Source organism: Pseudomonas sp. S2_A10, assembly GCF_054668465.1.
Window position 1 is genome coordinate 2,285,940 of the sequence record NZ_CP162773.1, and the last position, 13,116, is coordinate 2,299,055.

Annotated in this window: 9 protein-coding genes; 4 read left to right on the forward strand and 5 right to left on the reverse strand. The window is 59.6% G+C overall.

All coding sequences use genetic code 11. The features are described 5' to 3' along the window. Positions 1-115 precede the first annotated feature (115 nt). The gene (locus tag AB4N41_RS10495) at positions 116-571 is read right to left on the reverse strand and encodes a tRNA (cytidine(34)-2'-O)-methyltransferase (protein WP_150637976.1); all 456 of its coding nucleotides are present in this window, start codon (positions 569-571) and stop codon (positions 116-118) included. Here AB4N41_RS10495 and AB4N41_RS10500 point away from each other — a divergent pair. From AB4N41_RS10500 to AB4N41_RS10515, 4 genes are all read left to right on the forward strand, one after another. Continuing rightward, positions 570-1,010, forward strand: a complete 441-nt coding sequence (locus AB4N41_RS10500; protein WP_056787242.1) for a hypothetical protein — start codon at positions 570-572, stop codon at positions 1,008-1,010. The genes AB4N41_RS10495 and AB4N41_RS10500 overlap by 2 nt on opposite strands. A 186-nt stretch (positions 1,011-1,196) precedes the next feature. Next, positions 1,197-3,188: a leucine-rich repeat domain-containing protein gene (locus tag AB4N41_RS10505; RefSeq protein WP_252877267.1), complete on the forward strand. Its 1,992-nt coding sequence runs from the start codon at positions 1,197-1,199 to the stop codon at positions 3,186-3,188. Between the two features lie 119 nt (positions 3,189-3,307). Next, the gene (locus tag AB4N41_RS10510; RefSeq protein ID WP_252877268.1) at positions 3,308-5,773 is read left to right on the forward strand and encodes a leucine-rich repeat domain-containing protein; all 2,466 of its coding nucleotides are present in this window, start codon (positions 3,308-3,310) and stop codon (positions 5,771-5,773) included. Between the two features lie 246 nt (positions 5,774-6,019). Then, on the forward strand, positions 6,020-8,491 hold the full coding sequence (locus AB4N41_RS10515) for a leucine-rich repeat domain-containing protein (protein ID WP_252877269.1): 2,472 nt from the start codon (positions 6,020-6,022) through the stop codon (positions 8,489-8,491). 610 nt (positions 8,492-9,101) lie between these two features. Here AB4N41_RS10515 and ntrC read toward each other — a convergent pair. The 4 genes from ntrC to AB4N41_RS10535 form a co-directional block, all read right to left on the reverse strand. Further along, a complete protein-coding gene (gene ntrC / locus AB4N41_RS10520; RefSeq protein ID WP_016772108.1) occupies positions 9,102-10,538 on the reverse strand; it encodes a nitrogen regulation protein NR(I) in 1,437 nt (478 codons plus the stop codon). After that, positions 10,535-11,620, reverse strand: a complete 1,086-nt coding sequence (gene glnL, locus AB4N41_RS10525) for a nitrogen regulation protein NR(II) (protein WP_024011230.1) — start codon at positions 11,618-11,620, stop codon at positions 10,535-10,537. Before glnL ends, ntrC begins: the two co-directional genes overlap by 4 nt. Positions 11,621-11,850: 230 nt before the next feature. Beyond that, positions 11,851-12,474 (reverse strand): DUF4124 domain-containing protein, encoded by a 624-nt coding sequence (locus AB4N41_RS10530; protein WP_122747959.1) that lies wholly within the window; start codon positions 12,472-12,474, stop codon positions 11,851-11,853. Next, positions 12,471-12,983: a DUF4124 domain-containing protein gene (locus tag AB4N41_RS10535; protein ID WP_252877270.1), complete on the reverse strand. Its 513-nt coding sequence runs from the start codon at positions 12,981-12,983 to the stop codon at positions 12,471-12,473. Before AB4N41_RS10535 ends, AB4N41_RS10530 begins: the two co-directional genes overlap by 4 nt. Between the last annotated feature and the right edge of the window lie 133 nt (positions 12,984-13,116).

Consider the following 13,116-nt stretch of genomic DNA (forward strand, 5'->3'; position numbering starts at 1 on the left):
TCAGTAATACCCATGTGGGAGCGAGCCTGCTCGCGAAAGCGGTCTGTCAGACACATCAATGTTGACTGACACTCCGTAATCGCGAGCAGGCTCGCTCCCACATTTGCTTGCGGCGTTACTTGAAGTCGTTCTGCCGCCACGCTTCGTACACGGCGACCGCCACGGTGTTGGACAGGTTCAGGCTGCGGCAGCCTTCGCGCATCGGCAGGCGCAGGCGCTGTTCGGCGGGCAGGGAGTCGAGCACGTCCGCCGGCAGGCCACGGCTTTCCGGGCCGAACAGAAACGCGTCGCCGGGCACGAACGCGGCATCATGGAACGGCCGCGAACCCTTGGTGGTGAAAGCGAACACGCGCGGGTTACCCAGACTTTCCAGACAGCTGGCCAGGTCAGCGTGACGCTGCAACGTGGCATATTCGTGGTAGTCGAGACCGGCACGGCGCAGGCGCTTGTCGTCCATCTCGAAACCCAGTGGTTCGATCAAATGCAGGTGGCAGCCACTGTTGGCGCACAGCCTGATAACGTTGCCGGTGTTCGGCGGAATTTCTGGTTGAAAAAGGATGACGTGAAACATGCACGGCTCCGAAGGTAAAGATGAGCGGCATTCTACGCCGCCTGTGGACAACCGTTCGAAACTATTCCCGCGAGTCATCGGCTCGCTGGCGATTGTCGGCTTGATGATCGGCTTGATGATTGGCCGTCTGACGACGCCCGATCCAAGCGTGCTGGAGCGTGTCGAGGTCACCGATGGCGGCCTGGTGGTGTGGTTCAACAACGAGCCGAAACTGCACGGCGAGATTATCGATGGCACCGTCGCGCTGCTGTTTCAGGCCGAAGGTCGACCGCAGAAGGGCCAGCTCAGGCTCAACGGCAAGGACGTCAACTGGCGCACGCGCAAAAGCGATGGAGGGTTATTGCTGACGGTGCTGGCAGCGCGCCCGTTGCAGGGCGACTGGGTTGGCAGCGAGGTCGATGATCGTTGGCGGCTGGAGATCCGCTTGAGCGAGCCCTAGGGGCAAGTCCTCATCACTGGGCGCGCTCCGACACTGTTTGAGGTCGTTTCCCACTGCGGCCGTCTCCCTTTCCCATCTCCGTCCGATGCTCGTCCACGCTATCGTTTGCCCCTTCAAACGGCAGGATGCCGAAACCCGTCGTCCCCTTGCTCGACTGCATGGGGCGTCTTTTTCAAGGATGAAAACATGCCAGTAAAACCCCCTCGCGGTGGCGGTACCCACGTGGACGTTCCGGACAGCCTGCATCGGGCTGCGGACGCCGACATTTCGCTCCACGGCCACCCGGGTCGCACAGGCGTCGATGTGAATTTTGCTTCGCATCATTTGCTGCCGCGCGCCGAATCATCCAGTGATGCGACCCTGGGTGCCATACCCCCTGCCGCGGCCGTTGTGGTGCGCGCACTCGCAGAAGGTATTCGCCCTCCCGCTACCCAGCCTTCGCTGGACAATTACGTCACCAACGCCCGAGCGATACTTCCACAGGTCAACAGTGAGGGTTTGCGGGTGATCAGTCGGCGAACCTACGCAGACTTGGTCAACGGCGACCTGGTGCCTGTCGCAGTGGATCCTGCGACGGGTCTGTATCGAGCCCGGCGGCCAAGCGAGTTGCTCCCATCCGGCCCGGTGATGCTGCGCGATGTGCACAGCGGACTTTGGTATGCGCGTGAAGTCGTGGAACCAACTACCCGGGAGCAGATCCGCAAGTACCTGCCCGACACGACCGACGAGGACGCGGATGCCTTCATCGCCCGGTTCGATGACAAGGACGTGGCAGAGCTTGAGCTCAAGCATATTCAGCTTGGGCTGGCGCAATTGGACTCGACGCGTTTTGACCTGCCGATCAGTCGAGGTCGCATTTCATCGGACAAGGAGTTACATGAGGCGCGGAATATATGGGCGACGTTTCGCCAGTTGTACCGATGGCAAGGTCAGCCCGAACAGCGCGTCTACCGTGACGGGCGGCATGTGGGCTTCAAGCTGGAAATCGATCTGACGATATGGCCAGTTCAAAAACCGCTTTCCTTGAAATTCAGCTCAGTGATTTCTCTGACTTTAAGAGGCCATGGCCGGCTGGACCCGGACGTGTTTTGCGCACAGTTTCCCAATCTTGAAAGTCTGACCATTACCAGTCAGGCAATCGAAGTGGAAGGGCGGTTTCAAGGATGGAACGTGATCGAACGGGCTTATTCGAAATTCAGACTGGATTCGCGCTTTGCCGAGCAATTGAAAAGATTCCCGCGTTTGCAAAGGCTGCACCTGCAGGACTGTGAATTGACGTCTGACTTTTCCGTACGAGGCCTTGCCAGGCTAAACGAGCTATGGCTTTGCAACACATTCGAGGCCCCGGTGAACAGCCTGGACATGCAGATGCGGCATCAGGAGCAAGTCACCTTTTTGCAAGTGGCAGCTGATATCAGAGGGATGACTGAACTGCGGGTGCTGGATCTGAGCCGCACCGGAATACACCTGCTGCCTTCCGGACTTGATGCCATCGACGTGGCGTCGACGCTGGAAGTGTTGAGACTGGGGGGCAATCCGCTTTCGATCAGCCCCTCACTCGAACACATGACCGCACTGCAGGAGCTGGATCTTTCCAATACACGATTGCAAAGATTTCCCGAGGGCATTACCGACAGGATTCCCGCAAGAGAACTGAATCTTGCGGACAATCACATCAGGTCGATCCCCGAGTCCGTGGAGCTCAGAGCGGGCTTCAATCTCATCGGCAATCCGATAATGGACCCGGCCTCTTTACGGCGGTTGATACGAGCACGGGTAGAGACAGGCACCGATATCTGGCTTGGGCAGGAAAGCAGCGATGTAACTGCCGATCTCTGGCTACGCAATGTGCCACAGGAACAGATAGCGGAAAAACAAGCGCTGTGGGACAGGCATAACGCCGCAATGCCACTGGCAGTGACCGGCATTCTTCGTCGACTGAGTCGAACGCCCGAGTTTCACGTGGAGCGCCCGCTTCTGCAGCGGCGCGTGTGGTGGTTTCTGGAAATGTATGACAGCGCCGAAGTCAACGAGCGGGCCAGGCTCGACGCCATTCTTTATACGGAAACGAGTCCCGGGAGGATGCTGGACAGGCTGGAGAATGAAATCCGCAACTATGACGGAGGGCGACAGAGTCAGCCGCTGCACCCTTTGCCCAAGCGTCCCAGGTTCGAGTAACTCGCAGGAGTACGCAGTGCCGATGCAAAAGCGGCAAACCTCGGCCCGTCTGTAACAGCAATGCCACCCCCCCATCGTCTCTGGGATAAATGCCAGGGACGACTTTCAAGGATGAAAACATGCCAGTAAAACCACCCCGCAGTGGCAGCACCCGCGTGGACACGGATGTTCACCCGGCCATGACCCGACGTCTGGACAAGGATTTCGCACTGGTGCGCACTCCCGATCTCAATGGCACCGCCCCCTGGGTTCGTGGCGATGATCCGAAGCTGCGGGGCAGCTTGCCGGGCGATGTTGTCGGCGCGGACAGGACCTTGCCGACGCCGATGGTCGAGGTTCGCCCTGCGCCGCACACCAATCCAAGTCCTCCCGTCATCGCCAGGTCGCTGGACAGTTACGCAATGCGATCACCGGCCGGACTGCCGGCAGCTGACGGTGACGGCTTCAGGCTGTACAAAAAACGTCAGTATGTGGATGTGTCTGGCGGCGGCATCGTTCTGGTAGGGGTGGATCCGGACAGCGGATTTTATCGCGCTCGACTCCCCAGCGAGTTGCTGCCCACCGGTCCATGGATGTTGCGGGATAGCCGCAGCGGCCTCTGGCATCCGCACAACGACTTCAACGCACGCACCGATCCTCTGACCGCTGCGGGTTTGCAGGGATTTCGCAGCGGGCTGGATCTCAGCGGCGTCGCCCCCGGCAGCGACGGCGTGGTACGTCACGCTGGCAAGCTCTACGTGGTCATTGATCAACAGGCGTATCAGGTTTTGCAGGATCTTGCTGCGTCTCGCCCGGAATACAAGGTCTGGCGTCTGGTTGATCCCAGTCATCCCGGCGCCACCGACAGCGCAAACATTTATCGCGCCAGCCTCGGCGGTGAGACGCTGGCCATTACCCGGAACGAGCGCAATACCTGGGTTTCCATCCTTCCTGGTTTACGCGGGGGCATGCAGCGCAATGAGGCTGCAGGTGCCAATCCGTTCAACTTTCATCGCCCCTGGCTCACTGACTCCGGCCCTTCACGGGGGCAAGCGGCGGTTGCAGACGCGACCACGCGGGCGCAGGTAAAACGCTATTTCGCCGACTCCACCGATCAGCATGCCGATGATTTCATTGCCCGATTTGCTGAGGCAGGTGCGGCTGAGGTGGAGCTAAAACGGCTACAGCTTGAGTTTCCTCAACTCAACCGTGAGGTCACTGCGTGGGAGACTGCCTACAGGGGTGACAGCAGTGCCGAGCGCATTCGGCGACTGGCAATAGGTGCCAGCGTGCGTCGATTGTTCAAGTGGCAGGGCGACAGTTCGGAAAAAGTCTACCGGGATGGCCGGCTGATCGGCTTCAGGTTGAAACTGGATTTGGGCGCGCGGGGGAATTTCGCCCTTCCGGTTTTTTCGACTCGACTCGGATCTGTTGTGTCTCTTGGCCTGGAGGGACGCACCTCTAGGAATCTGGGAGATCTGTTGTCGATGTTCCCGCGCATGGACACCTTGCAAACACGCAGAATCGACGGCCAGAAATTGCTTGCCCAACTCGACAAGCTCCCTCAATTGAGAGTCCTGGAAATTCGTGAAAGCAGTCTGTTGCTGTCGTCGACAGGCCTCGACCACTTCGCCACATTGACCGGGCTGGAAGAGTTGAGCCTGATCAATTGTGGTATCTGGCCCGATCTTTCAGTGCGAGGGATGACCGGGTTACGGGTATTGCGCGCACGTTCCTGTGGCTTGCTCCGTCTGCCTTTCGGATTGGATGAGGTGGCCGTGGCGTCACGGTTGCAGGTGCTTGATCTGTACCACAATCCCGAACTGCGACATCCGCCTGATGTGACCCAGATGTCCGAATTGCGAGTATTGGATCTGTCCCATACCCGCATATCCGCGCCGCCACCCGGGCTTGGCATGCAGAGCGGTCCTTCGCAACTCCAGGTCTTGAATTTATCCAGCACCCCACTCGCTGTGGCGCCGTCGCTCAGCGCAATGTCGGCATTGCTGGAGGTTGACCTGAGCCATACCGCGATAAAAACTTTCCCGGACGGCGTGAACTCCGAGGTTCCCCGAGCACGTCTGGATCTGAGTTATACCCGGATCGAATCAATCCCCGAAGCTGTTGAACTCAGGGAGGGTTTCAACCTTACCGGCACGTTGATTTCCGATCCTGTCTACTTTCGGCGGTTGATTGCTGCACGTCGGCAAACAGGTACGGACATCTGGTTGGGACGAGCTTCGAGCCATCTGGTCATAGACCACTGGATGCACAATGTTCCACAGGCGCAACGCGCCGCCCGGATTTCCCTCTGGGACTCGTTAATCGATCAGACGAATGTTGCCATGATGGGCAAAATCAGAGAGCTGGTCCGCACGCCTGAGTTTCAGGTTGAGCGGCCGCTTCTGCAGCGTCGGGTCTGGGCGTTTCTGGAACATTTCCAAAAGGCGAGTCTTGGTGAGCAAGACGCTTTGCGGGACATCGCGATAACGGAGTCCAGTCCCGGAAAAATGCTGGAAAGGCTCGAAGAGGAAATGACGAAGTTCGACTCAACCTGGCAGCACCAGCCCCCGCATCATTTGCCCAAGCGGCCGCGGCTTGCATAGGGGGGTGCAAACCGCAGGCGGCACGATGCCGGCATCATCACCCCTGCACAAAAGCGCAGGCTGATGACGTTCGGCCTGCCCTGCCATTCCCACATTTGCTAGCGTCATTTCCCACCGGAGCCGTCTGTTTTTCCGCTGCGCGTCAACGTTTACGCAGGCTATCGTTGGTCTTCCCAGCTAACCGGCAGGATGCCGACCCCCCCGCCTGAGCATGAATGGCGGGGCGACTTTTCAAGGATGAAAAACATGCCACTAAAACCACCTCGCGGGGGCAGCACCCACGTTGATACGGATGTCCACACGTTCCCGAAGCGAAGCTCGGACAAGGATTTCACAGCGGCGGATATGCCCGTCCGTGATGGCACGGTCCCCTGGGCTGGTCTCGATGATCTGAAGTCGCTTAGCACCAAACCTGGCGACGACGCAGGCCCGAATACGATCCTGCCGGCGCCGGTGGTCGAGGTTCGCCCGGCACCGGAGGTTGCTGCCATCTCTCCTGTGATACACCGGTCGCTGGAGACTTACCGGATAACATCAACCACCGAATTGCCTGACGCTGATGGCGAAGGCTTCAGGCTGTACAAAAATCGCCGTTATGTTGACGTCCCTGGCAGTGGCCTCGTTCTCGTCGCAGCTGATCCGGATACGGGATGGTATCGCGCTCGACATCCCGGCGAGTTGTATCCTTCCGGCCCATGGATGTTGCGCGATAGCGAAAGCGGCATCTGGCATCCGCACAGCGACTTCAGCACCCGCACCAACCCCCTGACCGCCCAAAGCCTGGATGGCTTTCATGCCGGGCTGGATGTCAGTGGCGCACAATCGGGCAGCGACGGCGTGATACGTCACGATGGCAAACTCTATGTGGTCATCCATGAGCAGGCGTATCAGGTGATGCAGGATCTGGATGCCTCCCGCCCGGAATACAGGGTTTGGCGCCTGGTCAAACCCAACGATCCCGTCGCTGCCGACAGCGTGAACATTTACCGCGCCAGCCTGGGCGGTGAAACCCTGGCGATCACCCGCAGCGGGCAGAACACCTGGGTTTGCATCCTCACAGGTTTGCGCGGTGGGATGGATGGCGCTGCTCAAGTACCTGCCAACCCGTTCAACTTTCACCGCCCCTGGCTCACCGGCGCAGGTCCCTCTGGGGGACAGCCGCCGGTTCTGGTTGCGACTACACGGGCACTGGTCAGACGCTATTTTGCTGATGCGACGGATCAACATGCCGATGATTTCATCGCAAGGTATGGGGAAGCGGGTGTGGCAGAAGTCGAACTCAAGCGGCTTGAGCTGGAGTTTCCTCGATTGAACCGTGAGATCACTGCCTGGGAGACGGGTTACAAAGGCCAGGACATTGCCGAACGCAGGCGCCGGCTGGCAATAGGGGCCAACGTGCGTCGGTTGTTCAAATGGCAGGGAGAGCATTCGGAAAAAGTCTACCGCGACGGGCGGCTGGTCGGTTTCAAGCTGGAGCTCGACTTGGGAAGTCGGCGCAATCTGGCGCTACCGGGTTGTTCCGTTCCGCTCAGATCCGTCGTATCTCTAGGCCTGGAAGGAAGTCCTTCGAAAAGTCTGGGAAAATTGTTCTCGATGCTTTCCCACATTGAAACCCTCGAAATCCGCAGATTCAATGGCAAGTGTCATGAACTGTTGGCCGAAATCTATAAACTCCCGGCGTTGAAAGTCCTGACGATGCAGGAAGCCAGACTATGGCTCCCGTCGGACGGCCTTGAGCATTTCACGCGATTGACCCGTTTGCGGGAGTTGAGCCTGACGCACTGCAGTATCTGGCCGCTTTTTTCAGTGCGTGGCATGAGCGAGTTGCGGGTCTTGCGCGCACGTTCCTGTGGTTTGAGTCGTCCCCCTGTCGGGCTGGATCAATGGCCCGTGGCGTCACGGTTGGAGGTGCTTGACCTGTACCATAATCCCGATTTGACAGAAGCACCTGATGTGACTCGCATGTCCGGATTGCGAGAGTTGAATCTGGCCAATACGTTCATAACCTCGCCGCCGCCCGGGCTTGGTTTGCAGAACGGTCCGTCGCGGCTGGAGATATTGAATTTGTCGGAAAGTCGGCTGGCTGTGGCGCCCTCACTGCGGGGAATGACGGCGTTGCGGGAAGTCGATCTCCACCGAACTCGTATAAGAGAATTCCCGGATGGTGTGACATCCGATATTCCCAGGACACGTTTGAATCTGGCCTATACCGCGATCAGAGCCATTCCCGAAACCATTGAGCTGAGAAAAGGGTTTGACCTGACTGGCAGTCCGATTGCCGACCCCGCTTCTCTTCGACGATTGATAGCTGCACGTCGGCAGACGGGTACCGATCTGTGGCTTGGGAGAATCGAGGCTGATTTGGCGGACAGTCCATGGCTGCACCATGTCCCCCAAACGCAACGCGCTGAAAAGTCTGCCCTGTGGGATTCATTTGTCCTTCAAGCGAACCCCGCAATGATCAAACAACTCAGAAATCTGGTGCGTACGCCGGAATTTCAGGTTGAGCGTCTGCTTTTGCAGCGCCGGTTCTGGTCGTTTATTGAAAGCTTCCAAAAGGCCAGCGTAGGTGAGCAAGAAAGTTTGCTGAACATTGCGTCTACTGAACCCAGCCCGGGAAAAATGCTGGACAGGCTGGAGGAGGAAGTAAGGAGGTTTGACCCGACATGGCAAAACCAGCCCCCACATCATGTGCCCGAGCGCCCCAGGTTCGAATAGGGGCGGGACGCATTGCGGTGTAAAAGCGGGAATCCCTGACCTGCCTGTATCAGGGTTCCCAAAAGCATGGGCTTCGCTTGCAGCGTCAGCCCGGTGTAAAGAGGGAACCCCCGGCCTGCCTGTACCAAGGATCCCAAAACGGTGGGCTCGCTGCTTTGCGCTGTGAGCCCGGTGTAAAGAGGGGAATCCCCGGCCTGCCTGTACCAAGGTCCCCGAAACGGGTGGTGAATCGAATCACCTGAGATAGATATTGCAGGCGGCGTGCCAGGTTTTGATTTGCTGTAACAAAAAATGCTTCGAAAACGCGAAAGCCCCGGAATACGGGGCTTTCGCTTATTTCAAGTCTGGGTTTTTCGGCACTGCGGAACTGGGCGATGAGAATCGGGCTCTGCGCGATCACGGGTCATCGTGCATTGATGCGGTGCACGGTGGCCCTCACCCTGACCCTCTCCCAAGGGAGAGGGGACTGACCGAGTTGCCCGGTCAAGTTACGCCGACCTGAGATACCGAGCCGAACCCAGGCCTCGAAACCACCCGAGATTGCTCCCTTCCCCCGGGAGAGGGCTGGGGTGAGGGGGATCGATCCTGAGTGCACGGCAACCCTTAAGCGTTAACCCTCTTCCCCCTCGTCATCATCCCCACCATCAACCTTCATCCCCAGTTCCTTGATCTTGCGCGTCAGGGTATTGCGCCCCCAACCCAGCAGCACCGCCGCATCACGCCGACGTCCTGCGGTGTGCTTCAAAGCAGTCTCGATCATGATCCGCTCGAACGCCGGCACTGCGCTGTCGAGCAGGCTCGACTGGCCGCGGGCCAAGGCCTGATCCGCCCACTGGCGCAGGGCCTGTTCCCAGTTGGTCACTGGCGCCGAATCCTGCGGCAGGTTGAGCAGTTCCGGCGGCAAATCGCTGATGTGCACTTCACGGCCGGAGGCCATGACGGTGATCCAGCGACAGGTGTTCTCCAGCTGGCGCACGTTACCTGGCCACGGCAGGTTTTTCAGGTATTCCTCGGTCTCGCTTTTCAGCAGCTTCGGCTCGACCGCCAGTTCCTGCGCGGCGCGGCTGAGGAAGTGCCGGGCCAGGGTTGGAATGTCTTCACGACGATCCGACAGGCGCGGGATGTGGATGCGGATCACGTTCAGGCGGTGGAACAAGTCCTCACGGAATTTGCCGGCGTGGACAAGTGTTTCGAGATTCTGGTGGGTCGCGGCGATGATGCGTACATCCACCTTGACCGGTACATGGCCGCCGACGCGGTAGAACTCGCCATCGGCCAGCACGCGCAACAGACGCGTCTGGGTGTCCGCCGGCATGTCGCCGATTTCATCGAGAAACAGCGTGCCGCCGTCCGCCTGTTCAAAACGACCGCGACGCAGGTTTGCCGCGCCGGTGAACGCGCCTTTCTCGTGGCCGAACAATTCCGATTCCATCAGATCCTTGGGGATCGCCGCCATGTTCAGGGCAATGAACGGCGAAGCCGCGCGTGGGCTGTGGCGGTGCAGGGCGTGGGCGACCAGTTCTTTACCGGTACCGGATTCGCCGTTGATCAGCACGGTGATGTTGGAGTGGCTCAGGCGGCCGATGGCGCGAAACACTTCCTGCATCGCCGGCGCTTCGCCGATGATTTCCGGGGTGCGGGTCAGGGCTGGCACAACCTCCAGGCCTTGCTGTTCCTGGGCATGTTGATTGGCGCGTTTGACCAGCGAAACCGCTTCATCGACGTCGAACGGCTTGGGCAGGTACTCGAAAGCACCGCCCTGATAGGAGGCGACAGCGCTGTCCAGATCGGAGTGAGCGGTCATGATGATGACCGGCAGCCGTGGGTGCTGTTCGCGAATCCGCGCCAGCAGATCCAGGCCACTGGCGCCCGGCATGCGGATATCGGAAATGATCACGTCCGGCTGCTGCCGGGCCAGACGACTCATCACGCCATCGGCGCTGTCGAAGCTCTGGGTGGTCATGCCTTCCTGCTGCAAGGCCTTTTCCAGGACCCAACGGATAGAACGGTCGTCATCGACGATCCACACGGTTTCACTACGGCTCATGTCGATGTGGCTCCTTGTTCCAGTGGCAGGAAGATCGAGAAGGTGGTGTGGCCTGGATGGCTCTCACACTCGATCAGGCCCTGGTGCTGACTGATGATGTTCTGGGTAATGGCCAGGCCCAGCCCGGTACCGTCCGGGCGGCCGCTGACCATGGGAAAGAAAATGGTTTCCTGCAGTTCCGCCGGAATGCCGGGACCGTTGTCGATGATCTCGATCTTGGTCACCAGACGATGGCGGATGTGGCCGATGGTGAACTGGCGCATGGCGCGGGTGCGCAGGCTGATGCGGCCCAGGCGCAGCTCGTTCTGGCTGCTGATGGCCTGCATCGCATTGCGCACGATGTTCAGCACCGCCTGAATCATTTGCTCGCGGTCGATCAATACGTCGGGAATGCTCGGGTCGTAATCACGCACCAGGGTGATGCAGCCCTGGCTTTCGGCTTCGACCAGATGGCAGACGCGTTCGAGCACTTCGTGGACGTTGCACATGGCCAGCGACGGCAGTTTGTTCGAGCCGAGCATGCGATCGACCAGATTGCGCAGGCGGTCGGCCTCTTCGATGATCACATTGGTGTAATCGCGCAGGCTTTCCTCCGGCAGTTCGCGGGCGAGCAATTGCGCTGCGCCCCGGATGCCGCCGAGGGGGTTCTTGATCTCATGGGCGAGGCCGCGCACCAGCATCTTGCTGGTTTCCTGCTTGGACAGCTGCGCCTCTTCCTTGGTGATGCGCAACAGGCGATCACGCGGGTGCACTTCAAGCAAAAGCAAAGTCTCGCCGTTGCTGAGGATTGGCGTGACCGCGTAATCCACGGTCAGCGTCTGGCCGGTGAGGGCGGTGAGCATCGCTTCACGCTTGGTGAACGGGTGCGCCTGCTCCACCGCCTGACGCAGGGAATTGAGCGCCTCGGGGGATTCGGTGAACAGCTCGCTGATGAACTGGCCGTGGCTGCGCTGACCGCTGACGGCCAACAGCATCTCCGCCGCCGGGTTCATGTACTCCAGGCGCAATTCGGCGTCGAGCAGGATGGTCGCCGTGGTCAGGTTGTCGAGCAGCAAACGGTGAATAGCGTCGCTTATGGTCATCTGGACCCCTTTTGGAGCAAGGCGTGCGCGAGAACAAAGCGCTGATGTCGGGAAAATGCAAAAACCAAACCAAGGCTCCGAAAAGAAGCGTTTAACCCCTGAAACAGGCGTTTGACGCGCGTTTGTATGGCACGAAGCCAGCTCAAACGGGAAGTTTCGAACCAAAATGGGTTGGGTTGTGGGCGAGATGCAGTTTAGTGCACCAATAGAGTGCGCGCGGCTGGCGGAGGTTAAAAGAAGCGCAGGAATGGATTTTTCGGCTCTTCAGGTTTGTCCTTGAGCGGACATTCCGGGCGCACGCCATAGTCGTCGGCAACGCAGGGTTTGACCTGACGTTTCTGCGCGAGGGAAATGCGCAGCATGTGGAACGGCTGATTGGCGGTGCGTTCCACGGTACGCCCGGCGGCGTCGAGGATTTCGATCGAAAGGCTGTGGCTGCCGCGATCGATATTGCTCAGCGCAAATACCGGGCTGACGCCGGGCTCGCCAGTGGCCTTGCCATCCAGCAGCAGGCGATAACGATGGCCGCTTTGCAGGCCGGGCTCGCTGGTGACGCTGACGATCAGCTCGCCGGCGCTGCTGCGCAGAGTGGCATCGGGCTCCGGGATCAGAATGCGCAGCATGTCGTAGTGAAAGGGCGCTGGTTCGGCGGATTTTTTCGCTGTGGTGATCGGCGCTGCGGTGTTGGCAGGGACAGCCATGCGATTGCTCGTCGCGATCGGCACTCGCTTGGCGTTGGCGCGTGGCTGGTCGGTATAGACGCGGTTGCCCTGCGCGTCGACATAGGTAAAGACCTCCGCCAAGGTGTACGTCGACATCAGCGCCAGAACGAGTACCAGCCCCGCGCGGATCATGGTCTATGCACCCGTTGCACGGTGAAGACGGCTGGCGGGCTCTGCTGAATGACGGTCTGGCCGTCGATCACCTGCACGGCCAGGCGATGCTCGCCGCGATCGATGTTCACCAACTGCAAAACCGGTACGTTGCTCGGCTGGCCATAGGGCTCGTCGTCCAGCACCAGTCTCAGTTGATGCGGCGATTGCAGGCGCGGTTTGATCAGGACATTGACCGTAAAGGTGCCGTTGTTGGCGCGCAGCGCCTCGTCAGTGGGCAGACCGGCGAGTTCGAGGATTTCATAGGCGTTGCGCGGTGGTTGCGGTTGTTCTGCGGTGGGTGATTGCGGCGCGCTCGGTGCTTGCGGCTCGACCCGATTGAGCGGCGGCAGCTCGACCGGTTGCGCCTGCACGCCGTCCGGCGGCTGATTGCTGTACGCCGTGTTGCCGTTGGCGTCGGTGTACTTGTAGATCTGCGCGGCGGCGGGCAGAGCGATCAGCAGCAGAATGTAGAGAAACGTGCGACCCATGAAATCGACCGGGATTGGAAGCGATGGGTAGCAGCATAGGACAGGTGGGGCGGTTGGCCAAAACCGTTAATAACTGGAATTGAAAAGACTGGTAGCCAAAACACGGATCGTTCCCATGCTCTGCGTGGGAATG